This window comes from Streptomyces sp. 8N114, from assembly GCF_052245835.1.
Taxonomy (GTDB): Bacteria; Actinomycetota; Actinomycetes; order Streptomycetales; family Streptomycetaceae; genus Streptomyces.
On sequence record NZ_JBQQBT010000011.1, the window covers coordinates 37,807 to 64,278 of the forward strand.

At 71.5% G+C, this 26,472-nt stretch carries 27 protein-coding genes; 12 read left to right on the forward strand and 15 right to left on the reverse strand.

Annotated elements, in window-relative coordinates; translation table 11 throughout:
• Window positions 1-46 precede the first annotated feature (46 nt).
• The 6 genes from ACTWQF_RS22650 to ACTWQF_RS22675 form a co-directional block, all read right to left on the reverse strand.
• Window positions 47-844: a type III pantothenate kinase gene (locus tag ACTWQF_RS22650; protein ID WP_443281454.1), complete on the reverse strand. Its 798-nt coding sequence runs from the start codon at window positions 842-844 to the stop codon at window positions 47-49.
• Window positions 844-1,878, reverse strand: a complete 1,035-nt coding sequence (nadC, locus tag ACTWQF_RS22655) for a carboxylating nicotinate-nucleotide diphosphorylase (RefSeq protein WP_443281455.1) — start codon at window positions 1,876-1,878, stop codon at window positions 844-846. The genes ACTWQF_RS22650 and nadC overlap by 1 nt, the downstream gene beginning before the upstream one ends.
• Window positions 1,875-3,608 (reverse strand): L-aspartate oxidase, encoded by a 1,734-nt coding sequence (locus ACTWQF_RS22660; RefSeq protein WP_443281456.1) that lies wholly within the window; start codon window positions 3,606-3,608, stop codon window positions 1,875-1,877. Before ACTWQF_RS22660 ends, nadC begins: the two co-directional genes overlap by 4 nt.
• Complete coding sequence (gene panC / locus ACTWQF_RS22665) at window positions 3,605-4,468, reverse strand: pantoate--beta-alanine ligase (RefSeq protein WP_443281457.1); 864 nt, start codon at window positions 4,466-4,468, stop codon at window positions 3,605-3,607. Before panC ends, ACTWQF_RS22660 begins: the two co-directional genes overlap by 4 nt.
• Complete coding sequence (locus ACTWQF_RS22670) at window positions 4,465-5,496, reverse strand: Rossmann-like and DUF2520 domain-containing protein (RefSeq protein ID WP_443281458.1); 1,032 nt, start codon at window positions 5,494-5,496, stop codon at window positions 4,465-4,467. Before ACTWQF_RS22670 ends, panC begins: the two co-directional genes overlap by 4 nt.
• Window positions 5,497-5,561: 65 nt before the next feature.
• Complete coding sequence (locus tag ACTWQF_RS22675; RefSeq protein WP_443281459.1) at window positions 5,562-5,762, reverse strand: hypothetical protein; 201 nt, start codon at window positions 5,760-5,762, stop codon at window positions 5,562-5,564.
• Window positions 5,763-5,943: 181 nt separating this feature from the next.
• Between ACTWQF_RS22675 and ACTWQF_RS22680 the strand changes: the two genes are divergently transcribed.
• Entirely contained in the window at window positions 5,944-7,068 is a 1,125-nt protein-coding gene (locus ACTWQF_RS22680; RefSeq protein WP_443281460.1) for a DUF5937 family protein, read from the forward strand.
• A gap of 46 nt (window positions 7,069-7,114) precedes the next feature.
• Here ACTWQF_RS22680 and ACTWQF_RS22685 read toward each other — a convergent pair whose 3' ends face one another.
• Window positions 7,115-7,795, reverse strand: coding sequence for a response regulator (locus tag ACTWQF_RS22685; protein ID WP_443281461.1), 681 nt, complete (start codon window positions 7,793-7,795; stop codon window positions 7,115-7,117).
• Between the two features lie 129 nt (window positions 7,796-7,924).
• Window positions 7,925-9,169: a sensor histidine kinase gene (locus ACTWQF_RS22690; protein ID WP_443281462.1), complete on the reverse strand. Its 1,245-nt coding sequence runs from the start codon at window positions 9,167-9,169 to the stop codon at window positions 7,925-7,927.
• Between the two features lie 132 nt (window positions 9,170-9,301).
• On the opposite strand from ACTWQF_RS22690, the gene ACTWQF_RS22695 reads away from it, so the two are divergent.
• Together ACTWQF_RS22695 and ACTWQF_RS22700 are read left to right on the forward strand one after the other, a co-directional pair.
• Window positions 9,302-10,318, forward strand: a complete 1,017-nt coding sequence (locus ACTWQF_RS22695; protein ID WP_443281463.1) for an SAM-dependent methyltransferase — start codon at window positions 9,302-9,304, stop codon at window positions 10,316-10,318.
• A gap of 144 nt (window positions 10,319-10,462) precedes the next feature.
• On the forward strand, window positions 10,463-11,854 hold the full coding sequence (locus tag ACTWQF_RS22700) for a dihydrolipoyl dehydrogenase family protein (RefSeq protein ID WP_443281464.1): 1,392 nt from the start codon (window positions 10,463-10,465) through the stop codon (window positions 11,852-11,854).
• 34 nt (window positions 11,855-11,888) lie between these two features.
• Here the strand turns inward: ACTWQF_RS22700 and ACTWQF_RS22705 are convergent, their stop codons facing one another.
• The 3 genes from ACTWQF_RS22705 to ACTWQF_RS22715 form a co-directional block, all read right to left on the reverse strand.
• Complete coding sequence (locus ACTWQF_RS22705) at window positions 11,889-12,329, reverse strand: rhodanese-like domain-containing protein (protein ID WP_443281465.1); 441 nt, start codon at window positions 12,327-12,329, stop codon at window positions 11,889-11,891.
• Entirely contained in the window at window positions 12,326-12,877 is a 552-nt protein-coding gene (locus tag ACTWQF_RS22710) for a cysteine dioxygenase (protein WP_443281466.1), read from the reverse strand. Before ACTWQF_RS22710 ends, ACTWQF_RS22705 begins: the two co-directional genes overlap by 4 nt.
• 250 nt (window positions 12,878-13,127) lie before the next feature.
• Window positions 13,128-14,309: an ABC transporter ATP-binding protein gene (locus ACTWQF_RS22715; RefSeq protein WP_443281467.1), complete on the reverse strand. Its 1,182-nt coding sequence runs from the start codon at window positions 14,307-14,309 to the stop codon at window positions 13,128-13,130.
• 275 nt (window positions 14,310-14,584) lie between these two features.
• On the opposite strand from ACTWQF_RS22715, the gene ACTWQF_RS22720 reads away from it, so the two are divergent.
• Genes ACTWQF_RS22720 through ACTWQF_RS22735 form a run of 4 tightly spaced genes read left to right on the forward strand, consistent with a single transcriptional unit; the run spans window position 14,585 to window position 18,043 of the window.
• Window positions 14,585-15,346, forward strand: coding sequence for an ABC transporter permease (locus ACTWQF_RS22720; RefSeq protein WP_443281468.1), 762 nt, complete (start codon window positions 14,585-14,587; stop codon window positions 15,344-15,346).
• Between the two features lie 5 nt (window positions 15,347-15,351).
• Window positions 15,352-16,041 (forward strand): ABC transporter permease, encoded by a 690-nt coding sequence (locus tag ACTWQF_RS22725; RefSeq protein ID WP_443281469.1) that lies wholly within the window; start codon window positions 15,352-15,354, stop codon window positions 16,039-16,041.
• Between the two features lie 37 nt (window positions 16,042-16,078).
• Complete coding sequence (locus ACTWQF_RS22730; protein ID WP_443281539.1) at window positions 16,079-17,101, forward strand: ABC transporter substrate-binding protein; 1,023 nt, start codon at window positions 16,079-16,081, stop codon at window positions 17,099-17,101.
• A 51-nt stretch (window positions 17,102-17,152) separates the two neighbouring features.
• Window positions 17,153-18,043 (forward strand): hypothetical protein, encoded by an 891-nt coding sequence (locus ACTWQF_RS22735; protein ID WP_443281470.1) that lies wholly within the window; start codon window positions 17,153-17,155, stop codon window positions 18,041-18,043.
• A gap of 126 nt (window positions 18,044-18,169) precedes the next feature.
• Here the strand turns inward: ACTWQF_RS22735 and ACTWQF_RS22740 are convergent, their stop codons facing one another.
• Complete coding sequence (locus ACTWQF_RS22740) at window positions 18,170-19,318, reverse strand: NADH-quinone oxidoreductase subunit D (protein ID WP_443281471.1); 1,149 nt, start codon at window positions 19,316-19,318, stop codon at window positions 18,170-18,172.
• Between the two features lie 233 nt (window positions 19,319-19,551).
• Between ACTWQF_RS22740 and folP the strand changes: the two genes are divergently transcribed.
• From folP to ACTWQF_RS22765, 5 genes are all read left to right on the forward strand, one after another.
• Window positions 19,552-20,508 carry a dihydropteroate synthase gene (gene folP, locus ACTWQF_RS22745; protein WP_443281473.1) on the forward strand — a complete coding sequence of 319 codons (957 nt, stop codon included), beginning with the start codon at window positions 19,552-19,554 and terminating at the stop codon, window positions 20,506-20,508.
• Window positions 20,505-21,041, forward strand: a complete 537-nt coding sequence (locus ACTWQF_RS22750) for a nuclear transport factor 2 family protein (protein WP_443281474.1) — start codon at window positions 20,505-20,507, stop codon at window positions 21,039-21,041. Before folP ends, ACTWQF_RS22750 begins: the two co-directional genes overlap by 4 nt.
• 214 nt (window positions 21,042-21,255) lie before the next feature.
• Window positions 21,256-21,615, forward strand: a complete 360-nt coding sequence (folB, locus tag ACTWQF_RS22755; protein ID WP_443281475.1) for a dihydroneopterin aldolase — start codon at window positions 21,256-21,258, stop codon at window positions 21,613-21,615.
• Window positions 21,612-22,208: a 2-amino-4-hydroxy-6-hydroxymethyldihydropteridine diphosphokinase gene (folK, locus tag ACTWQF_RS22760; RefSeq protein ID WP_443281476.1), complete on the forward strand. Its 597-nt coding sequence runs from the start codon at window positions 21,612-21,614 to the stop codon at window positions 22,206-22,208. The genes folB and folK overlap by 4 nt, the downstream gene beginning before the upstream one ends.
• 144 nt (window positions 22,209-22,352) lie before the next feature.
• Entirely contained in the window at window positions 22,353-22,841 is a 489-nt protein-coding gene (locus ACTWQF_RS22765; protein ID WP_443281477.1) for a DUF3180 domain-containing protein, read from the forward strand.
• Window positions 22,842-22,854: 13 nt separating this feature from the next.
• On the opposite strand, the gene folE is transcribed toward ACTWQF_RS22765, so the two are convergent.
• The 3 genes from folE to hpt all read right to left on the reverse strand — a co-directional run bounded on the left by folE (window position 22,855) and on the right by hpt (window position 26,378).
• On the reverse strand, window positions 22,855-23,457 hold the full coding sequence (gene folE, locus ACTWQF_RS22770; RefSeq protein WP_443281478.1) for a GTP cyclohydrolase I FolE: 603 nt from the start codon (window positions 23,455-23,457) through the stop codon (window positions 22,855-22,857).
• Between the two features lie 160 nt (window positions 23,458-23,617).
• The gene (gene ftsH / locus ACTWQF_RS22775) at window positions 23,618-25,639 is read right to left on the reverse strand and encodes an ATP-dependent zinc metalloprotease FtsH (protein WP_443281479.1); all 2,022 of its coding nucleotides are present in this window, start codon (window positions 25,637-25,639) and stop codon (window positions 23,618-23,620) included.
• A gap of 199 nt (window positions 25,640-25,838) precedes the next feature.
• Window positions 25,839-26,378 (reverse strand): hypoxanthine phosphoribosyltransferase, encoded by a 540-nt coding sequence (gene hpt / locus ACTWQF_RS22780; protein ID WP_443281540.1) that lies wholly within the window; start codon window positions 26,376-26,378, stop codon window positions 25,839-25,841.
• Between the last annotated feature and the right edge of the window lie 94 nt (window positions 26,379-26,472).

Below are 26,472 nucleotides of genomic sequence, written 5' to 3' on the forward strand. Positions count from 1 at the left end.
AGGCCCCTTCGACAGCGGGGCCTCGTCGGGTGCGGTCGGCGTCGCGTCAGCTGCGGTCGACGTTGCGTTCGTACACCATGCGCAGGCCGATCAGCGTCAGCCAGGGCTCGTGCTCGTCGATGACCGACGACTCGCCCAGGACCATGGGGGCGAGCCCTCCGGTCGCGATGACGGTGACGTCCTCCGGATCGTCCGCCAGCTCGGCGGCCATCCGCTGGACGACGCCGTCCACCTGGCCCGCGAAGCCGTAGACGATGCCCGCCTGCATCGCCTCGACGGTGTTCTTGCCGATGACGCTCCGCGGCCGGGCGATCTCGATCTTGCGCAGCTGCGCACCCCGCACGCCCAGCGCGTCCACGGAGATCTCGATTCCGGGGGCGATGACGCCGCCGACGTACTCGCCGCGCGCCGAGACCGCGTCGAACGTGGTGGCCGTACCGAAGTCGACGACCACGCACGGGCCGCCGTACAGCTCGACCGCGGCCAGCGCGTTGATGATCCGGTCGGCGCCGACCTCCTTCGGGTTGTCCATCAGGATCGGTACGCCCGTCTTGACGCCGGGCTCGACCAGCACAGCCGGAATGTCGCCGTAGTAGCGCCGGGTCACTTCGCGCAGCTCGTGCAGCACGGAGGGGACGGTCGAACAGATGGCGATGCCCTCGATGTTGTCGCCCAGCTCCTCGCCGAGCAGCGGGTGCATGCCCATCAAACCGTGCAACAGCACGGCCAGTTCGTCCGCCGTACGGCGTGCCTCTGTTGCGATGCGCCAGTGCTCGACGATCTCCTCGCCGTCGAACAGTCCCAGCACCGTGTGGGTGTTGCCCACGTCGATGGTGAGCAGCATCAGGGCTGCTCCTCTCGCAGGTCCGTGTCTTCTCGCAGATCCAGGCCGATGTCCAGGGTCGGCGCCGAGTGGGTGAGCGACCCGACGGCGAGGAAGTCGACGCCGGTTGCCGCGTACTCGGCGGCGTTGGCCAGGGTGAGGCGTCCGGAGGACTCCAGCCGCGCCCTGCCCGCGACCAGGGTGACCGCCTCTGCGGTCATACCCGGTGTGAAGTTGTCCAACAGCAGCAGATCGGCGCCTTGGTCGAGCACGGGCGGGATCTGGTCGAGGCTGTCGACCTCCACCTCGATCGGGATGTCCGGGAACTCGGCGCGGACCCGCGCGAACGCCTCGGCGACCCCGCCCGCCGCGATGACGTGGTTGTCCTTGATGAGCGCCGCGTCCGAAAGCGACATCCGGTGGTTGACGCCGCCGCCGCAGCGCACCGCGAACTTCTCCAGGGCACGCAGCCCGGGCGTCGTCTTACGGGTGTCGCGCACCCGCGCCTTCGTACCCTCCAGCGCGTCCGCCCAGGCGCGGGTCGCGGTCGCGATGCCGGACAGATGGCACAGCAGGTTCAGCGCGCTGCGTTCGGCGGTGAGCAGGTCGCGGGTGCGGGTGCGGACGGTCAGCAGCCGCTGGCCCGCCGCCACCCGGTCGCCGTCCAGTGCGTGCCGCTCCACCTCGAACTCGTCCGTACAGACGACGGAGAGCACGGCCTCGGCGACGCGGAGGCCCGCGACGGTACCGGCCTCCCGCGCCGTGAAGTCGCCCGTGGCGACGGCGTCCTCCGGGATGGTGGCGACGCTGGTGACGTCCACGCCGCGGTCGAGGTCCTCCTCGACCGCCAGGTGGGCGATGTCCTCGACCTGCACCGGGTCGAGCCCCGCGTCGCTCAGCAGCTGGGCCAGGTCCGGGTCCAGACCGCACTCCAGCGGATCGAGTTCGTCAGGGCCTGGCCCCGACGAGCAGCCGCAGCCGTCGCCGCAGCCGCCTCCCTCAGGCGGTGCCGAGGGGCCCCTGCCGATCTGGACGAGGGGGAGGTCGTCGGTCACTGTTGCTCCTTGGGCGGGGCGACGATCGCGGGGAAGGCGGTCGTCTGGGTCGTACGGAGGGTGAACTGGGCGCTGGGCTGCGCCGCGCTGTCGACCGTGACGATGAGGTGGCGGCGCCACTTCTCGTCGTCGCGGTCCGGGAAATCCTCGCGCCAGTGGCAGCCTCGCGTCTCCTCGCGGCGCAGGGCCGCTGCCACCAGGACTTGCGCGACCAGGTGGAGGTTGGTCGTCTCCCAGGTGTCCACGCCCGGCTCGGGGTGCTTTTCGGCTGCCGTGGTGGCGAGGGCCGCCAGTCGGTCGGCTGCCGTGGAGAGGGAGTGGGCGCTGCGGAGGACTCCGGCGCCCGCCGTCATGATGTGCTGGATCCGGGTGCGGGCGGTGGCGGGGAGGAGAGTTGCCCCTGCGCCGCGGCTGTCGACCGCGGGGCCGGGGAGCGCCCGCCCGGAAGCGAGGACCGACTCGGCGATCCGCTCCGCGAAGACCAGGCCCTCCAGCAGGCTGTTGGAGCCCAGACGGTTGGCGCCGTGGACGCCGGTGCAGGCCGCCTCGCCGCAGGCGTAGAGGCCGGGGACCGTGGTGCGGCCGGTCAGGTCGGTACGGATGCCGCCGCTGGCGAAGTGCGCTGCTGGGGCGACCGGCACGTGCTGCGTCACCGGGTCGATGCCGTGGTCGCGGCAGGCGGCCAGGATGGTGGGGAAGCGGGTCTCCCACATGGCGGCGCCGAAGTGCCGAGCGTCCAGATACATGTGATCGGTGCCCTGCTGCGCGGAGTGCCGCATGATGCCCTTGGCGACGATGTCCCGCGGCGCCAGCTCGGCGAGGGGATGGGCGCCCTGCATGAAGCGGACCCCGTCGGCGTCCACCAGGTGGGCGCCCTCGCCGCGTACCGCCTCGGAGATCAGCGGCTGCTGGCCCTCGGCGTCGGGGCCGAGGTAGAGCACCGTCGGATGGAACTGGACGAACTCCAGGTCGGACACCTCGGCGCCGGCGCGCAGCGCGAGGGCGACGCCGTCGCCGGTGGAGACGGCCGGGTTGGTCGTCGCGGCGAAGACCTGGCCCATGCCACCGGTGGCCAGGACGACGGCGGGTGCCCGGACGGCCCCTACGCCGTCGTGCTGGCCCTCGCCCATGACGTGCAGCGTGACGCCTGCAGTGTGGCCCTCGGCGTCCTTGAGCAGGTCCAGGACGAGGGCGTTCTCGATGGTGCGGATGCCCTGTTCGCGTACGGCGCCGACCAGGGCGCGGGAGATTTCGGCGCCTGTTGCGTCGCCGCCCGCGTGGGCGATGCGGTTGCGATGGTGGCCGCCTTCGCGGGTCAGCGCGATCTCACCGGTGTCGGAGGAGAGGTCGAAGTTGGCGCCCGCATCGATGAGCCGCCGTACGGCCGCGGGGCCCTCGGTGACCAGGGCGCGCACCGCGTTCTCGTCGCACAGTCCGGCGCCCGCCACCAGGGTGTCGTCCAGGTGCTGTTCGGGGCTGTCCCCCTCGCCCAGTGCCGCCGCGACGCCGCCCTGGGCCCAGCGGGTGGATCCCGCGTTCAGCCGGGCCTTGGTGACCACGACGGTACGGGCCCCGCCCGCGGCGCAGCGCAGCGCGGCCGTCAGCCCGGCGACACCGGAGCCGACGACGACCACGTCGGCGTCCAGATTCCAGCCCGGCGGGGGCGCGGGCAGCGCGCTGCCGGCTATGCCGGTGCCGACGGGTCCGGGGGTCGGGCTCAGGGCGGTCATCGTGCTTCTCCGAAGTGCAGGGGGACGTTGTCGATCAGCCGGGTCGTGCCCGCGCGGGCCGCGACGGCGAGCACGGCGGCACCCTGCCACGCGTCGTCGGTGATCTCGGCGAAGCCCTCGGGGTCGACCAGGGCCGCGTAGTCCACGTCCAGACCCTGCTCGGCGGCGGCCTCCAGCACCTGCGAGGCGGCGTGCAGGACTGCCGCGGGGCCCTGCGGCACGGCCTGTTCCCCCGCACGGAGGGCCTGGGAGAGGGCGAGCCCGAGGGCACGCTCGGCGTCGCTCAGATAGCGGTTACGGCTGGAGAGGGCCAGGCCGTCGTCCTCGCGGACGGTGGGGACGGCGACGATCTCCACGGGGAAGTTCAGGTCCCGCACCATACGGCGGACGAGAGCGAGCTGCTGGGCGTCCTTCTGCCCGAAGAACGCCACGTCAGGTGCCGTGAGGTTGAGCAGCTTGGCGACGACGGTGAGCATCCCGTCGAAGTGCCCGGGGCGGAAAGCGCCCTCCAGTACGGCGCCCATCGGGCCCGCGGAGATCCGCACCTGCGGCTCGCCGCCCGGATAGACCTCGGCCACGGACGGCGCGAAGACCACATCAGCGCCCTCCTTGCCGGCGACCTCCAGATCGGCGTCCAGGGTGCGCGGGTAGCGGTCGAGGTCCTCGCCAGCGCCGAACTGGAGCGGGTTGACGAAGACGGTGACCACGACCTGGCCCTCGGGACCCACCCGCTCGCGCGCGGCACGCACCAGCGCGGCATGACCCTCGTGCAGGGCGCCCATGGTCATGACGACGGCGCGCTCCGGTCCGCCCGGGAGGGAGCGCAGTTCGGCCGCCGTATCGACGACTCGCGGCATCATGCGTCCGCCTCCCCGTCGCCGTCGCCGTCGCTGTCACGGGGGCCGTCGGAGGGGCGGTCGTCCGGGCGGGTGCCCCTGGGTGTGTCGGCCGCAGCGAGAACGTCCAGCAGTGCCTCGGCGGGCTCCGGCTTGAGCAGGCCGTGCGCGAGCGCCCGGTCGGCGGTCGCGCGGGCCATCGCCAGGTAGGCGGCCACCGTCTCCGGTGCCCTGCGGCGCAGCTCGGCGACGTGTGCGGCCACGGTGCCGGCGTCACCCCGGGCCACCGGGCCGGTCAGCGCGGCGTCGCCGGAGCGCAGGGCGTTGTCCAGCGCTGCGCCCAGCAGCGGGCCGAGCATCCGGTCGGGGGCCTGCACACCGGTGGCACGCAGCAGATCCATCGACTGGTTGACCAGGGTGACCAGGTGGTTGGCGCCGATGGCGAGGGCCGCGTGGTAGAGCGGGCGGGCCTCCTCGGTGACCCATTCAGGCTCGCCCCCCATCTCGATGACGAGGGCCTCGGCCGCCAGCCGCAGCTCCTCCGGCGCCGTCACCCCGAACGCGCACCCGGCCAGCCGCTGCACGTCCACAGGAGTGCCGGTGAACGTCATCACCGGATGCAGCGCCAGCGGCAGCGCTCCGGCACGGAGCGCCGGCTCCAGCACCGAGGTGCCGAACCGGCCGGAGGTGTGCACCACCAGCTGCCCCGGACGCACGGCACCGGTCTGCGCCAGACCGGACACCAGGTCCGGCAGCGCGTCGTCGGGCACGGTCAGCAGGACGAGTTCGGAGCGGGCCAGCACTTCGGCCGGGTCCACCAGCGGGACGCCGGGCAGCAGCTCGGCCGCGCGGCGCCGGGAGGCGTCCGAGACGCCGGAGGCGGCGACGGGACGGTGCCCGGCCAGCCGCAGCGCCGCCGCCAGCGCCGGGCCGACCCGGCCCGCGCCGACGACGCCGACGGACAGCCGCGCCGGGCGGTCCTCTGCCCTGGCCGGGGTCGATGGATCGGGACCCCCTGTACCGCCCGGGGGGTGGGCATGGTGTGCGTTCACGAAAGTGGCCTTCCGTATGCGTTCCGGTCCGCTCAGTCGCCGGTACCGGACGAGACCACGCCATGCTAAGCCCTCCGCGCACGGCGCCGGAGAGACCGGGGTGCGGTCTCCCGCGCGGTCCCGCCGAGCTCCTTCCGTGCCTCCTTACGGGCCACCCACCACGCCCTGAGGAGCTTCGCCTCGTGGGTGCCGGGTGCCGGGGGCGGTGCCTGCTCCTGGGAGCGGAGCCGCCAGGTGTCCAATGCGTACTGCTCACCGATGCTCATGACGACGACACTGCGGCCCGATTCCTGCCGGAGCACGCGAATTGACAGGGGTCGTCAATCCACCCCCCGTCGATTGACCAGCCTCGTCAATCGGGGAAGAACCGGCCTCCTCAACCGGGGAGGAAAGGACGGCGGAACAGGACCGGAAAAGGGCGCTTGACCAGGCAGGCAGTATGGGGACATGAGCGTCACCATCGACATAGCGGGACTGCCGCAGGAGCGCATCGTCTTCGCCCCCTCGCCGCTGGCGGAACTGGGCACCGCGCTGCACATCCTGGCCGAGCCCGGGCACCACCCCGGAGCGCACGCCTGGGCGACCGCGACGAACGCCTCTCTCAAGCCGGACCTCGCCGACCGGCTGTGCGAGGCGGACTTCCTGTGGCGTACGACGTTCTCCGACATCCTGATGGGCTTCGCCGGGCTGCGGGACGCCTCCGTACAACCGGGTGCGACGCTCGCCGAGGACCTGGATCTGCTCGACAAGCTGGAGGACGAGGAATTCGTCTCCGCAGCGCTGGAGTTCACCTGTAGCGGGCTCTACGGCACCGACTCGCTGCGCTCTCCGCTGTCCGATCCGGCGCTACGTGAACGCTCCATCGAGCTGGCGTCCGCGCGCGGGCCCCAGCAGCGGAAGTTCACCGAGCGGCTGCTGGCGGACCCACCCGCCGTACGCGGCTGGGTGCGGCGCCTGTTCGAGGACTGCGAGCAGGCATTCTTCGCCGACACCTGGAAGCGGGTACGCCCTCAGCTGGTCGCCGACGCCCGGGAGAAGACCGAGCTGCTGCGCCGTCGGGGGCTCGCCGCCACGCTGGAGGCGGTCTCACCGGCACTCTCGACCGACGAGACGGGCTCGGTCATCGACGCCGACAAGCTCAGCAGCGCCCGCACCAGCGCCGTGGACCCGGCGGTCGGCCCCGGGGTGACGTTCATACCGTCCGTCCACCAGTGGCCGCATCTGATGGTGCTGCACCGGTACGGGTGGCGGCCCGTCGTGCACTACCCGGTGACGGGGCGCGAACCACTGCCGGCGCCGCTGTCCGTCGAGCAGGTCACGCTGCGGATGGAGGCGCTGGCGCACCCCCTGCGGATGCGGCTCTGCCGGAGCCTGGCACGGGCTCCGTACACCACCTCCGAGCTGGCCGACCTCTGCTCGATCAGCTCTCCCGAGGTGTCCCGGCACCTGGCCGTGCTGAAGAAGGCCGCACTGATCACCGCCCGGCGGCGCGGGCGGTATGTGCAGTACCAGCTGGACCTGAAGGTGGTGGGACGGCTGGGGAGCGACTTCCTGGAGACGGTGCTGAGGTGAGCGCGCTCACCCACCGCCACTGGTGAGCACTCACCCACCCCGCGCGCTACCCCCCGGAAGCCCGCACCAAGCCCGTCTCGTACGCCAGCACAACCGCCTGCACCCGGTCGCGCAGCTCCAGCTTGGCCAGGATGCGGCCCACGTGCGTCTTCACCGTCGCCTCGGACAGCACCAGCCGGGCGGCGATCTCACCGTTGGAGAGGCCCTGGGCGATCAAGGTGAGGACTTCGCGCTCGCGCTCGGTGAGGCGGCGCAGTTCCTTGGCGACCGGTTCCGAGGTGGTGGCGGGCAGCACGGAGGAGAAGCGGTCGATCAGCCGCCGGGTGGTGCTGGGGGCCACGACCGCGTCGCCGCTGTGCACGGCGCGGATGGCGGCCAGCAGGTCGCCGGGCGGCACATCCTTGAGCATGAAGCCGCTCGCCCCGGCCTTGAGCGCGGAGAAGGCGTACTCGTCCAGGTCGAAGGTGGTCAGTATCAGCACCTTCGGATCGCCCGGGCCGCCCTCGCCTCCCTCGCAGATCCGGCGGGTGGCCTCCACCCCGTCGACGTTCGGCATCCGTACGTCCATCAGCACCACGTCGACCGGGGTCTCGCGCAGCACTGCCAGCGCCTCCCCGCCGTCGCTCGCCTCCGCCGCGACCTCCATGTCCTGCTGGGCGGTCAGCACCATGCGGAAACCGGTACGCAGCAGCGCCTGGTCGTCGACGAGCATCACACGGATGGTCATTTAGGTCCTCGGGTCCTTCTCGGCGGGGCTCGGTCGTGGGCTCGGTCGGCGGGGCTCGGTATGGCTCGGGCGGGAAAACGGGGCGGGCGGAAACGGTGGCGGGCGGAAACGGTGGCGGGCGGTCGGGCCTCAGTCTGCGCCCTTGAGCGGGAGGGCCGCACGGATGCGGAAGCCGCCGCCCGAGCGGGGACCGGCCTCCAGCGCGCCGCCGACCATGCCGACCCGCTCGCGCATCCCGATCAGACCGTGCCCGAGGCCGTCGGCGCCGCCTTCCTCGTACAGCTCGCGCTGGGCGCCACGGCCGTCGTCCTCGGCCAGTACGGACAGCTCGTCGTCCCCGTAACTCAGCTGCACCGTGGCGCCGACGTCCGGGCCGCCGTGCTTGCGGGTGTTGGTCAGCGCCTCCTGCACGATGCGGTACGCGGTCAGCTCCACGCTGCTGGGCAGCGGATGCGGGGTGCCCTGCACCTTGAAGTTCACCGTCAGCCCGGCGCCGCGCACCTGCTCGACCAGGTCGGCGATCTGCTCGACACCGGGCTGCGGTACATATTCGTCGCCGTCCCGCGTACCGGGGTCGCCGGTGCGCAGCACGCCCAGCAGGCGGCGCATCTCGGCGAGCGCCTGTCGGCCGGTACCGGAGATGGTCTCCAGCGCCATCCGCGTCTGCTCGGGCGAGCTGTCCAGCACATACGCGGCGCCGTCGGCCTGGACGACCATCACGGACACGTTGTGCGCCACCACGTCGTGCAGCTCGCGGGCGATCCGGGCACGTTCTGCCGCGACGGCCACCTTGGCCTGTGCCTCGCGCTCCTTCTCCAGCCGTTTGGCGCGCTCCTCCAGCTGGAGGTAGTAGGCGCGGCGGGTGCGCAGGGAGTCGCCGAGCACCCAGGCCATCACGAACGCGAGCGTCATGAAGAGGGTGCCGAAGATCTCGGCGTACAGGCTTTCGTTCGGGCTGTTGGGCCAGCGCAGCGTGTCGATGGTGGGTGCCAGCAGTGCGCCCGCGAGCGCGAAGCGGGAGGCCCAGCGGGTGTGCCGGGAGGCGACGGTGAAGATGATGATCAGGAAGGCGAAGTTGCCGGGGAACGGGCCGACATCGGCGACCAACTGGGCGAGCCCCGTACCGGTCGCCAGCAGCAGCATCTTCTCGGGGGCCCGCCGCCGCAGCGCCACCACGAGGCATAGAGCGAGTGCTATCGGAATCAGGGCGACCTGCTGGCCGGTCTCCTGCGGCAGCTGATCGGAACCGTCGGGACTCGGGGGCGCCGACACGCTGGCGACGATCCACAGCGACGACAACATGAGCAGGAAGCCGGCCCAGAGGCTGTCCACCCAGGTGGGGTGCCTGCGGATGAAGTCGTAAAGCCGGTTCACGTAACTAAGCGTATGCAGGGCAAGTACGTGCAGGGGTCAACCGGACGGCCGATCCCTGGCCGCCGGACGTACTCCGGAAGGTGGAGGGTGGCGGTCCGCACGAATGGCGATACCCGCCCTACGGTGAGGCCCATGAACTCCGAGCCGCCCGGGTGGCGCACGGCCACCGAAGGCGCGCTGTACGGGCCGCGCGGCTTCTACGCACGTCAGGCCCCAGCAGCGCATTTCCGCACCTCGGTGCATGCTTCCACGCTGTTCGCGGAGGCGGTGGCACGCCTCCTGCTGCGGGTGGACGAGGCACTGGGGCACCCCGAACCGCTGGACCTGGTGGACGTCGGGGCCGGCGACGGCGAGCTGCTGACCGGCGTGCTGGCCGCGCTGTGGGACCGGGAGGCGGCCGGCGCAGATGTGGTGGCCCGGCTGCGTCCCGTGGCCGTCGAGCACCGGGAGCGGCCCGCGCGGCTGGACCCGGCGATCGGCTGGCAGCACGAGCTGCCCGGGCCCGGGACGCTGACGGGGTTGCTGTTCGCCAACGAGTGGCTGGACAACGTCCCTGTGGACGTCGCCGAGATCGACGCGTCCGGCACCCCGCGGCTGGTGCTGGTGGAGCCGGACGGCACCGAGCGGCCCGGCCCTCCGGTGGCGGGGTACGACGCCGCGTGGCTGGCGCGCTGGTGGCCGCTGGCGGGCGCGTACGAGGGCGCGCGGGCCGAGATCGGGCACCCGCGCGACGCCGCGTGGGCGCGCGCTGCGGGCGCCCTGCGCCGGGGCGTCGCCGTCACCGTCGACTACGGACACGAGAGCGCGGCCCGGCCGCCCTTCGGCACCCTCACCGGCTTCCGCGAGGGACACGAGTGCCGCCCCGTACCGGATGGCTCCTGCGACCTGACCTCGCACGTCGCCCTGGACGCGGTGGCCGCCGCAGCGCCGGGCGCCACCACCCTGCTGACCCAGCGGTCGGCGCTGCGCGCGCTGGGAGTGACAGGACGGCGCCCCGCACTCTCGCTGGCCACCAGCGACCCCACGGCGTACGTACGGGAGTTGAGCGCGGCCGGGGAGGCTGCGGAGCTGCTGGACCCGGGCGGCCTGGGCGGCTTCGGCTGGCTGGTGTGCGAGGTGCGCTGCGCTTGCGGGCTGGGCGCGGACTGAGCAGGCACCCGGCGCAGCACACCGGGCGTGCGGGATGCCCATGACGTCCGGGGCTCTTATGCTCACCGGAGGGCGTGGCACGGCGTGACGCGGGGCAGTGTCCTCCGGGCCGAGCCGGGCCGACGAGCTGAGGAGGCCGGGCGTATGGCGCGCGAGTGTGATGTCGTCGTGCTGGGGATGGGTCCCGGCGGCGAGGCAGTGGCGGGGCAGTTGGCCCAGGCGGGCCTGGACGTGGTGGGAGTCGAGGCAGAACTGCTGGGCGGCGAGTGCCCGTACTGGGCGTGCGTGCCCAGCAAGATGATGATCCGGGCCGGCAATCTGCTCGCCGAGGCGCGGCGGGTACCCGGAATGGCAGGCAGCACGCGGGTCGAGCCGGACTTCTCCCCCGTCCACGCGCGGATCCGCGACGAGGCGACGACGGACTGGGACGACGCGGCGGCCGTCGAGCGGTTCACCGGCCAGGGCGGCCACTTCGTACGCGGCAGGGGCAGGTACACCGGGCATGGCCGGGTCGAGGTGGAGGGCGAGAACGGACGGGAGGCGTTCACCGCGCGGCGCGGCGTCGTCCTGGCAACCGGCAGCGCCCCTTCGGCACCCCCGGTCTCCGGCCTCGACCAAGTGCCGTACTGGACCAACCGGGAGGCCGTCTCCGCAGCCGAGGCCCCGGCATCCCTGCTGGTGCTCGGCGCCGGTGCGGTAGGGGCCGAACTCGCCCAGGCGTACGCCAGGTTCGGCACCCGGGTCACCCTCGTCGAGGCGTCCGAGCGGGTGGTCCCGGCCGAGGAACCGGAAGCCGGCGAGCTGTTGCTGCGGGTCCTGAAGAACGAGGGCCTGACCGTACGGACCAACGCGCGTGTCTCGGCGGCCCGGTACGCGGACGGCTCGTTCACCCTCACCCTGGACGACGCCGAGGAACTGTCCGCCGAGCGGCTGCTGGTGGCCACCGGACGGCGGCCCCGGCTGGACGCGCTCGACCGCGAGGCGCTGGGCCTGGACGCGGCGGCCCGCCGGGTGGAGGTGGACGCGCATATGCGGGTCGCACCCGGCGTATGGGCGGTCGGCGACCTGGTGGGCGAGGGCGCGTTCACCCATGTGGCGATGTACCAGGCCGACGTGGCGGTACGCGCCATCCTGGCCGAGGCGGGGCTGGGCGAGCCCGGTCCCGGCGCCGACTACCGCGCGGAGCCCCGTGTGACCTTCACCGACCCGGAGATCGGCTCCGTCGGGCTGACCGAGGCGCAGGCGCGCGAGCGCGGGCTGACCGTACGCACCGGGCTGGCCCAGGTGCCCGCCGGGGCTCGCGGCTGGATCCACAAGGCGGGCAACGAGGGCCTGATCAAGCTGGTGGAGGACGCGGAACGCGGGGTCCTGGTGGGCGCGACCTCCGCCGGGCCGATGGGCGGCGAGGTGCTTTACGGGCTCGCCGTCGCCGTCCGCGCGACCGTCCCCACCGCGACGCTGCGCGACATGATGTTCGCCTACCCCACCTTCCACCGCAGCGTCCTGGAAGCGCTGAACGGTCTCGCCGCGGACTGAGTGCCACCCTCCCCTGCCCACAAGCGGCAGGGGATCAGCCCTCTCTTGGCGGTGGCTCCACCGGCAAGCCGGCCGCGCGCCACGCCTGGAAGCCCCCGGTCAGGTCCGTGGCGTGGGGCAGCCCGAGCGCATGCAGGGAGCGGGCGGCCAGACTGGAGGCGTAGCCCTCGTTGCAGACGACCACCACTCGTACATCCGGCCCGGTGGCCTCCGGTGCGCGGTACGGGCAGGTGGGATCCAGCCGCCACTCCAACTCGTTGCGCTCGACGACCAGCGCACCGGGAATGGTGCCGTCCCGCTCGCGCAGCGCGGCGTAGCGGATGTCCACCAGCAGCGCCCCTGCCCGCTGGGCCTCGGCCGCCTGCCGGGGTGTCAGCCGGGTCAGCCCGGAGCGCGCTTCGGCCAGCAGAGCGTCGATACGGCTCTCCTCGGGCTCCGGTTCCGGCTCCGTCTCCGGCTCCGGCGCGGCGCTCACTCCCACTCCCCGGGGTGCTCGACCTCTTCGAGACGCAGCACCGCGCCTGTGCGGCTGTAGCGGCGCATCAGCGGCAACGGCGGGTAGTAGGCGTGCACGGAGACGGCGTGGGCGCTGTCGGAGTCGTTGAGCACCTCGTGCACATGGTGCGGGCCGAACGCTCGGCCGCGGCCCGCCGCCAGTTGACGCTCGCGGTCCACCCCGTCGGCCAGCTCCAGCGTCTTCCACCCCTCGGTGGGGATACGGGCGGCCAACGCGTGCTCCGTGAGGGCGCCGTGTGCAGTGGCGAAGGCGCCGCGTGAGCCGCCGTGGTCGTGCCAGCCGGTGCCGGTGCCCGGCGGCCAGCCGATGAGCCATGCCTCGCTGCCGCCGGGGCCCTCCAGGCGCAGCCAGGTGCGGCCTTCGGGGTCGAGCGGGAGGGAGGCGACGAGGGCGTCGTCGGCGGCGATCCGACGTACGAAGGCGAGGAGTTCGGCCTCGTCGGGACCGGCGGAGTCAGAGGTGGCCGCGGAGGGCGCGGAGGGCGCGGAAACAGGCGCGAGTGACACGGGAACCGTCCTGGAAGTGAGTGATCGTGGACGCGCGCCGGCCGCGTCAGGGCCGACGGCAGGGTCGGAAACGAGCGATCAACAGGACGGCAGACACACGCGGCCCGCGTAGCGGAGCAGGTCCAGATGGACCCTCCGCCAGAAGTGGCCGCGTGTACTGATCATGCGAGGAGTGCAGCACAGCTGTGCGAGCGCTGTCAACGGCGCAGCCGCACGGCCCCCGCTGCCTCATGAGGCGGCTTCCGCCGCCTCACGAGCTCTCGATCGTCTCCAACTCGACGTCCTGGCGGGCCACCGCGCGGGCGTCCGCGTCGACGGAGCGGCGTAGCGCCTCGTGCAGCTTGGCCGGGGTGAGGACGCCGACGAACCGGTCCGCCTTGTCCAGCACGGCGATCCACCCGGCGTCGTGCTGGAGCATCGTGCTGAATGCCTGCTTGAGGGAGGAGCCCAGCGGCAGCCACGCCTCCATGCGCCGCGCGTGGTCGCCGACCGTGCCCGAGCCGTCCGCGTTCCGTACCGCGGCCTCGGCGAGGGTGCCTGCGGAGACCCAGCCGTGCAGTTCGTCCGCGCCGTCCAGGACGACGGCCCAGCGGGCGCCGTCGGTCGCCATCCGGGCGGCTGCCTCGTCCAGCCGGTCGGTCAGATGGAGGGTCGGCGGCTGCTCCAGGTCGCCGGTCTCTATCGGGGTGACGGACAGCCGCTTGAGGCCGCGGTCCGCGCCGACGAAGTCGGCCACGTACCCGGAAGCGGGGGCGCCCAGCACCGTGGCGGGTGAGTCGAATTGCTCGATGCGGCCCTCCCCGTAGACGGCGATACGGTCGCCGAGGCGGACTGCCTCCTCGATGTCGTGTGTGACGAACAGCACCGTCTTGTGCAGCCGGGACTGGAGCCGCAGGAACTCGTTCTGCAGGTGCTCGCGCACCACCGGGTCGACGGCACCGAAGGGTTCGTCCATCAGCAGCACCGGCGGGTCGGCGGCCAGCGCCCGGGCCACGCCGACGCGCTGCCGCTGGCCGCCGCTGAGCTGCTCGGGGTAGCGGTCGCCGAAGACGTCCGGGTCCAGGCCCACCAGGTCCAGCAGTTCGCGGGCACGTTCGCGTCTGCGCGCCTTGGACCAGCCCAGCAGGTGCGGGACGGTCGCGGTGTTGTCCAGCACGGTGCGGTGCGGGAAGAGACCGGTCTGCTGGATGACATAGCCCATCCGGCGGCGCAGCTCGACCGGTTCGACGCGGGTGATGTCCTCGCCGTCGACCAGGATGCGCCCCTCGGTGGGCTCGATGAGCCGGTTGACCATCTTCATGGTGGTGGTCTTTCCGCAGCCCGAGGGACCGACGAGGGTGACCAGTTCTCCCTCGGCCACCTCGAAGGAGAGCCCCTCGACCGCGACGGTCCCGTCGGGGTAGCGCTTGGCCACGTTCTCGAAGCGAATCATCTGCCCATCCTCGTCTCCGGCCGCTCGTCCGCCCGGCCGCCCGTCCCGGCTGTCTCCGGCCGTGCCGAAGACCGCCGACCGTACCGAACAGCGAAAGACGAGCCACCGACATTCCTCAGCGCAGAGCAATCCTCGGCGCAGAGGATGAACAGTGTGTTTCCGGGGTACGGCACTGCGGACCGATTGTCAGTCCGCCGGGATAGGGTCGGCCGTCATCGTGGCATGAGACTTCGCGACTTCGTCCGAGAACCGCACAGCGCGGGGAGGTGACCGGTTTGAGCAGCGCGGCGGCAGGCGGCCCCCAGAGCTGTCTTGCGCAGAACGAGTGGCTGTGCGGGACGTATCTGCGCACCCGGCAGAGCGAATTGCTCGACGCGACCGTGGAGCACATCTGGATCACCGTGCTCTCCGTCGCCATCGCACTGCTGCTCGCCCTGCCGCTGGCGGTGGCGGCCCGGCGCTGGCGGGCGGCCCGCGCCCCGGCCCTGGGCGTGACGACGGTGCTCTACACGATCCCGTCACTGGCGATGTTCGCGCTGCTGCTGCCGGTCTTCGGGCTGTCGGCCGGCGTCGTGGTGACGGGCCTGGTGCTGTACTCCCTCACGGTGTTGGTGCGCAACATCCTGGCGGGCCTGGACGCGGTGCCGAACGAGGCCCGGGAGGCCGCGCAGGGCATGGGGTACGGGCCGGGCAGACTGCTGTTCGAGGTGGAGCTGCCGCTGGCACTGCCCGCGCTGCTGGCGGGGGTGCGGATCGCGACGGTCACGGCGGTGTCGCTGACCACGGTCGGCGCGATCGTCGGCTACGGCGGGCTGGGCAACCTCATCTACGACGGCATGGAGAGCTTCTTCAAGGCGCAGGTGCTGACCGCCTCGGCGATCTGCGTCCTGCTGGCGATCGTCGCCGACCTGCTGCTGCTGTGGCTCCAGCGGGCGCTGACGCCGTGGACCCGCGTGCGCACGCGTAAGAGCGCCGTACGCGCTCCGTCGGCCCCGTCCGCCGCCTCCGCACAGGATCTCGTGGGGAAGGCGGGCTGAGCGCGATGGGCATCTTCACCGACGTATGGACCTGGCTGACGACGGGCTCCCACTGGACGGGCGACGGCGGCGTGCTCCAGCGGCTCGGCGAGCACATCTATCTGACGGGCATTTGCCTGCTGCTCTCCTGCGCGCTGGCGCTGCCGCTCGCGCTGTGGCTCGGCCACGTGGGGCGGGGCGGCGCGCTGGCGGTGAACCTGTCCAACGCGGGCCGCGCCGTGCCCACGTTCGCCGTGCTGGTGCTGCTGTCGATGGGCCCGCTGGGCAAGTACGGCGACTGGGCGACGATCGTGGCGCTGGTGCTGTTCGCACTGCCGCCGCTGCTGACCAACGCGTACACCGGAGTACGCGAGGCGGACCGGGAGGTCGTCGAGGCGGCCAGGGGCATGGGGATGACGGGCCGGCAGCTGCTGCGGCAGGTCGAACTGCCGCTCGCCCTCCCACTGATCATGACCGGCATCCAGACCGCCGCCGTGCAACTCGTCGCCACCGCCACGCTCGCCGCGCTGCCGGGCGGCGGCGGCCTCGGCCGGCTGATCACGGCCGGATTCGGCAACTACGACACGCCTCAGGTGGTCGCGGGCGCCCTGCTCGTGGCCGTCCTGGCGCTGCTGGTCGAGCGTGCCCTGACCCTCGCCGAGCGGCTCCTGGACCCGATGCGGCGCCGGACCGCCCGTCGCCCGGCGTCCGCCTGACGGTTCCACCATGAACGACACCTGGACGAATGGACGCATGATGGCCCCCTCCCACACCACCCCGCACGCACACGGCACCGACGTCACCCCGAGTGCCACCGCCACCCGCGGCAGAGCCGCCGGCCTGCGCGCCCTCGCCGCCGGTGGCACCGTCACCGCGCTGGCGCTCTCGCTGGCCGCCTGCGGGGGCAACGACCTGGAGAAGGAGAACGCCGGCGGGGGCGGCGGCAAGGGCAGCCTGGTCGTGGGCTCGGCGGGCTTCACCGAGTCGCAGATCCTCTCCGAGCTCTACTCCGGAGTGCTTTCCAAGGCGGGCTACAAGGCCACGGTCAAGAAGGTCAAGAACCGCGAGCTGTACGCACCCGAGCTGGAGAAGGGCCGCATCGACGTCGTACCGGAGTACGCGGCGACGATGGCCGAGTTCCTCAACGCCAAGAAGAACGGCCCCAAGGCGAAGCCGGTCGCCTCCAGTGACGCGGACAAGACCGTCGCGGCGCTGCGCAAGCTGGCCACCCCGCGCGGGCTGAAGGTGCTGGAGGCGGGCAAGGCGGTGGACCAGAACGCGTTCGCCGTCTCCAAGGACTACGCCAAGAAACACCGCCTCAAGACCCTCAGCGACCTGGGCAAATCGAAGCAGCGCGTCACCATCGCGGCGGGCGACGAGTGCGAGACCCGCCCGTTCTGCCGGCCCGGCCTGGAGAAGACCTACGGGATCGACGTCAAGGGCATCGACCCCAAGGGGGTGGGCACCAGCCAGTCCAAGCAGGCCGTCAAGGACGGCAAGGACCAGCTCGTGCTGACGACCACCACGGACGCCACCCTCGCCCAGTTCGGCCTGGTGCTGCTCAAGGACGACAAGAAGCTGCAGAACGCCGACAACATCGTGCCGGTCGTCAACGCCAAGGACGCGGGCGGCAAGAAGGTCGCCGAGGCGCTCGACAAGCTCAACAGCACCCTCACCACGAAGGACCTGACCGAGCTCAATCGCAAGGTGGACCAGGACCGAGAGAAGCCCGCAGATGTGGCCGAGGAGTACCTGAAGAGCAAGGGACTCGCGTGACACGGTTCGTCCGGTGTCGTCCGCCCAGCGGCACACGGTAAATTCCCAGCCATGCCACGTGGACGTCATCGCCATTCCCCGCCGCTGCACCGACGTCTCCCCCCGGTGTCGGTGGCGGTGGCCGCACTGGCCTGCGCCGGTGGCGCCTGGCTGATCGGTGAGCCGGGCGTCGCCGACTGGGAGACGGTCACGCTGCGCGCGCTCACCGCGGCAGCGGCGGCCGCCGCCGTCACCGGCGCCGTACTGCTGCGCCGCTGGGACCGGGCGGCGGGGAAACACGTCGGCGACCTCAAGGCGCAGCTGGCCAGCGCGGCATGGCGGGCCGAGGAGCAGCAGGCGGAGCTGGAGGGCGAGGCCGAGGAACTGCGCGAGATCCGCGGCAAGCTGGACGGCAAGCTCCGCGAGAAGCGCGCCGAGCTGGCCCGGCTCCGCTCCGAACACGCCGACCTGCTGCGCCGCTACGCCAACGCCGAGACGGAGCGGGCCAAGGCGCTGGAGGGTCGCAGGCAGTTGCAGCTGGAGGCAGGAAGCTCGGCCTCCGCCAAGGCCCTCACCACGTCGGCCACCGACCACCGGCACAGCTCCGGAGCGCCGACACCGCTGACCTACCGGCAGGCCAACGAGGCCCTCGAAGCCCTCGCCCGCAGTGCCGTACGGCAGCGCACGGAGGAACGCCTGCGGGAAAGCCGGGCAACCGCCGTCGTGCCCCCGCAAACGGCCCCGGACACCCAGCGGAACGACAAGAACCGGCCGAACGACAAGCAGACGGCACCCGGGCCCCGCAAGCCGGACGCACCCGAGCGCGACGCCGCCGACAAGCCCGAGACCGGCAAGCCCGACGCCCCCAAGCCCACCGCTGCCGAGCCGAACGGCAGCAGCGGCGGTGCGGGCGGCTTCGACTTCTTCGGCCGGAACAAGCGCAAGGCACGCTCATCGTCCTGACGGCGCAGAATTCGGCTGCCTGCCCGCGATCGGCCACCGTCCGCGCTCCGCTGCCAGTCCACGCTCGGCTGCCTGCCCGCGTACGGCTACTTGTCGCTGTGTACGGCTATTTGTCGATGTCCACGGCTACTTGTCGATGTCGCCGACCACGAAGAAGAACGAGCCCAGGATCGCCACCATGTCGGCGACCAGCGTTCCGGGCAGCAGCTCCGTCAGCGCCTGGATGTTGTTGAACGAGGCCGAGCGCAGCTTGAGCCGGTAGGGCGTCTTCTCTCCCTTGGAGACCAGGAAGTAGCCGTTGAGGCCGAGCGGGTTCTCAGTCCAGGTGTAGCAGGCGCCCTCCGGGGCCTTGAGCACCTTCGGCAGCCGCTGGTTGACCGGGCCGGGCGGCAGCTCGGCGAGCCGGTCGAGGCATGCGTCGGCGAGATCCAGGGAGTTGTGCGTCTGGTCGAGCAGCACCTCGAAGCGGGCCAGGCAGTCGCCCTCCTGCCGCGTGACCACCTTCAGCACGTGAGCCAGTTCGTCGTAGGCGAGATACGGCTCGTCGCGGCGCAGGTCGAAGTCGACCCCGGAGGCACGGGCGATCGGCCCGCTGACCCCGTAGGCGTGCACCAGCTCGGGGCTGAGGACGCCGACGCCCCGGGTGCGGCCGCGGAAGATCTCGTTGCCGAGCACCAGCTTGTCGAAGGCGTCCATCCGGCTGCGGACGGCGGCCACCGCCTGTCGCGCCCGGTCCCGCCAGCCGGCCGGGAGGTCGTCCTTGAGACCGCCGACGCGGTTGAACATGTAGTGCATCCGGCCGCCGGAGACCTCCTCCATCACGTTCTGGAGCTCCTCGCGCTCCCGGAAGGAGTGGAAGACCGGCGTGATCCCGCCCAGCTCCAGCGGGTAGGAGCCCAGGAACATCAGATGGTTCAGCACCCGGTTCAGCTCGGCCAGCAGGGTGCGGGTCCACACCGCGCGTTCGGGTACCTCCATGCCGAGCATCCGCTCGACACCGATGACCACGCCCAGCTCGTTGGAGAACGCCGACAGCCAGTCGTGGCGGTTGGCGAGCACGATGATCTGCCGGTAGTCGCGCGCCTCGAAGAGCTTCTCGGCGCCCCGGTGCATGTAGCCGACCACCGGCTCGGCCCGCTCGATCCGCTCACCGTCCAGAACCAGCCGCAGCCGCAGCACCCCGTGCGTGGACGGGTGCTGCGGGCCGATGTTGAGCACCATGTCGGTGCTCTCCGCGGCGCCGCCGATACCGACGGTCGTCTCCGTCTGCGTCATGAGCTCATCCTGTCAGCTTCCTCCTCGGGGCGCCCCGAAGGGGCGCGGGGCGGTGCTCATGTGCGGCTCCGCCGCGTGGGCGCGACCAGCCACAACGCTCCCGGACCCGGGCAATCCGCGAAGCCCCCACGGCGGCACGAAGAGGGCTCGGCAAGGAGAGGGTTCGGCCGGGACGGGGCGGCCACCAGGTGGCGGTCCCGCCCCGCGAGGGCTGGGCGCCTACCCTGGGGCGCATGGGTGCGAGAACGCGTGGCCGCGTGGACGGCCTCCCCGAGTGGGACCGCTGCGCTGTGATGGGTGTGGTCAATGTGACCCCCGACTCGTTCTCGGACGGGGGGCGATGGTTCGACACCGAGGCCGCGATCAAGCACGGACTCGACCTGGTGGCACAGGGCGCGGACCTGGTGGATGTCGGCGGCGAATCCACCCGCCCCGGCGCGGCGCGGGTCAGCGAGGACGAGGAGCTGCGCCGCGTGCTGCCGGTCGTCCGCGGTCTGGCCGGCGAGGGCGTCGTCGTCAGCGTCGACACGATGCGCGCCTCCGTCGCGGCGCGGGCCGTGGCAGCGGGCGCCGTCCTGGTCAACGACGTCAGCGGCGGCCAGGCAGACCCGCAGATGGTGCCTGCCGTCGCCGAGGCGGGCGTCCCGTTCGTGGTGATGCACTGGCGCGGCCAGAGCATCGACATGAACAACCGCGCCGTCTACACCGATGTCGTCGGCGAAGTCCTCACCGAGCTGACCGACTCGGTGCACCGCGCCATCGCGGGCGGCATCGACCCGGCCCGTATCGTCGTCGACCCCGGCCTGGGCTTCGCCAAGCGCGCAGAGCACGATCTCGCCCTGGTCGCGGCGCTCGCCCGGCTGCGGGCCGAGCTGGACCACCCGATGCTGGTCGCCGCCTCCCGCAAGCGGTTCCTGGGCCGGGTGCTGGCCGACGACGAGGGCGCGCCCCCGCCGCCCGCCCGCGAGCGCGACGCCGCGACGGCCGCCGTCACCACCCTGGCGGCCCGCGAGGGCGCCTGGGCCGTGCGGGTCCACGAGGTGCGCGCCAGCGCGGACGCGGTCCGCGTCGTACGCGCCGTCCAGTCGGCGGCCGAAGCCCTCCCCCGGACCGAGGCACCGGCCCCCGAGGCACCGGCCGGGACACAGCCCTCCGAGACGAAGAACACAGAGACCGAGGCAGCGACGTGAGCGGCGCCCGTACGGACATCGAGGCGGTCGAGGCCGCCAACACCGCCCTCTACGACGCGGTGGAGCGGGGCGATATCGAAGCTCTCTCCCGGATGTGGCTGGGAGAGGACGCCGACGATCCGGACGACCCCGAGGGCGGCGAGGGCGAGCACGGCGTCCGCGTCGTCCACCCCGGCTGGCCGGTGCTCACCGGTCGCGGTGAGGTGCTCCGCTCGTACGCGCTGATCATGGCCAACACCGAGTACGTCCAGTTCTTCCTGACCGACGTCGAGATCTCCGTACTGGGCAACACCGCGCTGGTCAGCTGCACCGAGAACATCCTCAGCGGCGGGCCCGCCGAGGCGGACGGCTCCGCGGGTCCGCTGGTCGGCGGGCTGGTGGTGGCCACCAATGTGTTCCGCCGCACCGAGGAGGGCGAGTGGAAGCTGTGGTCGCACCACGGCTCCCCGGTCCTGGTCGAGCAGGACGACGAGGACGAGGACGGCCCCGGCGACGGCGAAGGCGAGCTGGGCCAGGGCGACATCGAGCTGTAACCAGGTCCGAACCTTCGCAATATCCGCCAACCCCGGCCAATCTCCTTCAACATCCCTCACCACCCGATCCGGCACAGTGCCGGGAATGCGCGAGTGGCCCCCGGCGCTGTGGGGTAGGCGGCGCCGCGAGCCACTGAGCGCGCGGGTAGATTCGATCCGGTTCCGTGGTCAGCGGCACCGTGTTCATGTTCGTACGACCGACGGGAGTGATGGCGTGGATCGCGTCGCACTACGCGGCCTCGCAGCGCGGGGGCATCACGGCGTGTTCGCGAGGGAACGCGAAGAGGGACAGACCTTCGTCGTGGACCTCGACATGGGCCTCGACACGCGCCCGGCCGCCGAAGGCGACGACCTGTCCCGTACGGTCCATTACGGCGTCGTCGCGGAGGAGGTCGTCGCGGTCGTCGAGGGCGAACCCGTCGACCTGGTCGAGACGCTCGCCCAGCGGATCGCCGACACCTGCCTGCGGCACGAGGCCGTACAGGAGGTCGAGGTGGTCGTCCACAAGCCGGAAGCGCCGATCACCGTCCCCTTCGAAGACGTGACCATCACAATCAAGCGGAGCCGCGCATGACGCCGAACAGTGACCCGACCGTACAGCCGGTGCCCGCCTCCGTCGTGCAGCAGGTGGACGCCGCGGACACGACCCTGCACAATCCGAAGACCGCCGTCCTGTCGCTCGGCAGCAACCTCGGCAATCGGCTGGAGTCGCTGCAGACCGCCGTCGACGCTCTCGCGGAGACTCCCGGACTGAAGGTCACCGCCGTCTCGCCGGTCTACGAGACCGAGCCGTGGGGCGTCGATCCGGGCAGCCAGCCCTCGTACTTCAACGCGGTCGTCGTCGTACGGACCACCCTGCCGCCCGGCTCCCTCCTCGAACGCGGCCACGCCATCGAGGAGGCGCTGGAGCGGGTGCGCGAGGAGCGCTGGGGACCGCGCCCCATCGACGTGGACATCGTCGCCTACCAGGGCGTCGTCTCCGACGACCCGCAGCTCACCCTCCCCCACCCCCGGGCGCACGAGCGGGCCTTCGTCCTGGTGCCGTGGCACGACGTGGACCCCGGCGCCGAGGTCCCGGGCCACGGCCGGGTGGCGGAGCTGCTGGATGCGCTCGGCACCGAGGGCATCATCGCCCGCCCCGACCTGGAACTCAGCCTGCACGCCTGAGCGTTGGCAGCCTGTACCCCTTTCTCCACCGCCTCTTCTCTCCCACCGACTCCCCCTTTCCCCTTCTTCTTTCCCTTCTCGGCGTTTTCCTTTCCCCTGCCGACGCCCGCACCGCCCGGACCGCACCCGCGAGGTGGAAGCTCGATGAACCAACTCCGTATCCGCACCCTGGCGGCGCTCTTCGTCCTCGCCGGGGTGCTCTCATGGGGCGGAGCGCGGCTGTGGGACACACTGGGCACGCTGCCGGGGGTCCCCTTCGCCGCGCCCATCGTGCTCGGCGCCATCGGCGCCATCCTGCTGGCCACCGCGCTCTCGCTGCGCGCCCGGCTGAAGGCCCAGCGGGAGCGCGAGCCGGGCGCCGAGGGTGTGGACCCGATGGTGGCGGCCCGCGCCGTCCTCTTCGGCCAGGCCAGCGCCCTGGTCGCCGCGCTGGTCTCGGGCATGTACGGCGGTACGGGGCTCTTTCTCATCACCGAACGCGCCGATGTCCCGGCCCGCGCCGCCCAGGCCCTCTACGCGGGCCTCTCCGTGGTGGCAGGCATCGCCGTGATAGCAGCCGCCGTTTTCCTGGAACGCATCTGCCGCCTCCCCGAGGACGACGACGAGAACAACCCCCCGACCGCCGCCGCCTAGCCCAGAGGGCGACTCAGCGCAGGATCAGGCTCATCGCCTCGGAGCGGGTGGCCGCGTCCCGCAGCTGGCCCCGCACCGCCGAGGTGACGGTCTTGGCGCCGGGCTTGCGAATGCCCCGCATCGACATGCACATGTGCTCGCACTCGACGACGACGATGACGCCGCGCGGCTCCAGTATCCGCATCAGCGAGTCGGCGATCTGGGTCGTCAGCCGCTCCTGCACCTGCGGGCGGCGGGCGTAGACGTCCACGAGCCGGGCGAGCTTCGACAGCCCGGTGATCTTGCCGGAGGCGGAGGGGATGTAGCCGACGTGCGCCACACCGTGGAACGGGACCAGGTGGTGCTCACAGGTGCTGTAGACCTCGATGTCCTTGACCAGCACCATTTCGTCGTGACCGAGATCGAAGGTGGTGGTCAGCACGTCCTCGGGCTGCTGCCGCAGCCCGGCGAAGATCTCCTTGTAGGCACGTGCCACCCGGGCCGGGGTCTCCAGGAGACCCTCGCGGTCCGGGTCCTCGCCCACGGCGATCAGCAGCTCGCGCACCGCGTCCTCGGCGCGCTTCTCGTCGAACGTGCCTATCGAGCTCTCCCCGTCCAGGGTCACCGGGTCGGTCATCTGGTTCCTCGTTCCTTGACTTGCACAGCCCCGCGGGCCGACACAGTGCGTGACCGGCTCGGCGCTGTCGTGTACACAGCGGAAAGCCGCGCCCCTCGAAGGTAACCCGAGGGGCGCGGCTGACATTCCGTGGCGCGGTTCCTACCTCGCCGACCTGCGGCTATCCATTGTCGGGATCCGCCGGCTCGACAATGGCGTCCGAATCGCGCGGACCGATCTCCTTCCCCAGGCTGGGGTTGGAATTGCCGTTGGTCAGCGCCGCGGGCGGGGCCGATACCGGAGGCCGGGTGGACGGAGTGCGCCGTGAGGAGCCGGTCCAGGCCGGACGGGCCGGACGCTTGACGACGGAGGCGAAGATCTCGGCGATCTCCTCCTTGTTCAGCGTCTCCCTCTCCAGCAGTGCCAGGACGAGGTTGTCGAGGACGTCGCGGTTCTCGACCAGGATTTCCCAGGCTTCGTTGTGCGCCGTCTCGATCAGCTTCTTGACCTCCTCGTCCACCAGCCCGGCGACCTCCTCGGAGTAGTCCCGCTGGTGGGCCATCTCCTTGCCCAGGAAGGGCTCGGACTGGTCGGAGCCGAACTTGATGGCGCCCAGCCGCTCGGTCATGCCGTACTGGGTGACCATCGCGCGGGCTGTGGCCGTCGCCTTCTCGATGTCGTTGGCTGCGCCCGTGGTCGGGTCGTGGAAGACCAGTTCCTCGGCCGCCCGGCCGCCCATCATGTAGGCGAGCTGGTCGAGCATCTCGTTCCGCGTCGTGGAGTACTTGTCCTCGTCGGGCAGCACCATGGTGTACCCGAGCGCCCGGCCTCTGGAGAGGATGGTGATCTTGTGGACCGGGTCGGAGTTGGGTGAGGCCGCCGCGACCAGGGCGTGTCCGCCCTCGTGGTACGCGGTGATCTTCTTCTCCTTGTCGCTCATGATCCGGGTCCGCTTCTGCGGTCCGGCCACGACGCGGTCGATCGCCTCGTCCAGGGACTTGTTGTCGATCAGCTTCTGGTCGCTGCGCGCTGAGAGCAGTGCCGCCTCGTTGAGCACGTTGCTCAGGTCGGCGCCGGTGAAGCCCGGAGTACGGCGGGCGACCGCGCTCAGGTCCACGTCCTGGGCCATCGGCTTGCCCTTCTGGTGAACCTGAAGGATCTCCAGCCTGCCCTGCATATCGGGACGGTCGACCGCGATCTGCCGGTCGAAGCGGCCCGGACGCAGCAGCGCTGGGTCCAGGATGTCCGGCCGGTTGGTGGCGGCGATCAGGATGACGCCGCCCTTGACGTCGAAGCCGTCCATCTCGACCAGCAGCTGGTTGAGCGTCTGCTCGCGCTCGTCGTGGCCGCCACCCATACCGGCCCCGCGGTGCCGGCCGACGGCGTCGATCTCGTCGACGAAGACGATGGCCGGAGCGTTCGCCTTGGCCTGCTCGAACAGGTCGCGCACCCGGGAGGCGCCGACACCGACGAACATCTCCACGAAGTCGGAGCCGGAGATCGAGTAGAAGGGCACCCCGGCCTCGCCCGCGACGGCGCGGGCCAGCAGGGTCTTACCCGTGCCGGGCGGGCCGTAGAGCAGCACACCCTTCGGGATCTTGGCGCCGACGGCCTGGAACTTCGCAGGTTCCTGGAGGAACTCCTTGATCTCCTGAAGCTCCTCGACGGCCTCATCGGAACCGGCCACATCGGAGAAGGTCGTCTTCGGGGTGTCCTTGGTGATCAGCTTGGCCTTGGACTTCCCGAAGTTCATGACCCGGGAGCCGCCGCCCTGCATCTGGTTCATCAGGAACAGGAAGATGACGATGATCAGCACGAACGGCAGCAGCGAGATCAGCATCCCGACGAACGGGTTCTGCTTCTGCGGCGCGACCGTGTACCCCTTGGGGATCTCCTTCTGGTCGTACTTGCTCTGGAGCTCCTTGGCGATATCGACACCCTGGTTGTCGATGTAGCTCGCCTTGATCTTGTCGCTGTCCTCGACCTTGGCGCCGTCCTTGAGCTCGAGCTTGACGATCTGCTCGTCGCCCGTGGTGAGCTCTGCGGACTTCACCTTGTCCTGTCGGATCGCCTGTACGACCTGGCCTGTGTCCACCGTCTTGAAGCCGCCGGACGAGCCGACGACCTGCATCAACACGACCACGGCAAGGACGGCCAGCACGATCCACATGACCGGCCCGCGGAAGTATCGCTTCACGTCCATCCATACGGAGCGCCTGGGCCCCGTCCCTCCTGCCACAGTGAGTTGAAAAGCCTGACCTTCGGACGGTACCCCAGCATTGTCACCCGGCGCCGCCGAGGACGGTCAACTACAACCGCCCTTCAAAGCTGCAACGAGGGGCACCGACCCTGTGTTCCCGGCCCGCACGCCCGTACGCCCGGGGATTCGGCCGCCCGGGGTTTCAGCCGCCGTACACGTGCGGAGCCAGTGTGCCTACGAAAGGCAGGTTCCGGTAGCGCTCGGCGTAGTCGAGCCCGTAGCCGACGACGAACTCGTTGGGGATGTCGAACCCGACCCACTTCACGTCGATCGCCACCTTGGCGGCGTCCGGCTTGCGCAGCAGCGTGCACACGTTGAGCGAGGCGGGCTCACGGGAGCCCAGGTTGGACAGCAGCCAGGACAGCGTCAGGCCCGAGTCGATGATGTCCTCGACGATCAGGACGTGCTTGCCCTTGATGTCGGTGTCCAGGTCCTTGAGGATGCGCACGACGCCGGAGGACTGGGTTCCGGCGCCGTAGGAGGACACCGCCATCCAGTCCATGGTCGCCGGAGTGGACAGCGCCCGCGCCAGATCCGCCATGACCATGACGGCTCCCTTGAGCACCCCGACCAGCAGCAGATCCTTGCCCGCGTACTCCGCGTCGATCCCCGCAGCCAGCTCGGCCAGCTTCGCGTCGATCTCTTCCTTGCTGACCAGCACCGACTGGAGGTCGGTGCCCATGTCTTTCTCGTCCACCCGTGCTGCTCTCGCTCGTCGCGGTCCGGTCGCCCGGCCCGCCGTATGGCCGCTCCGGGCCGTTCCGGTCGGCCCCGGG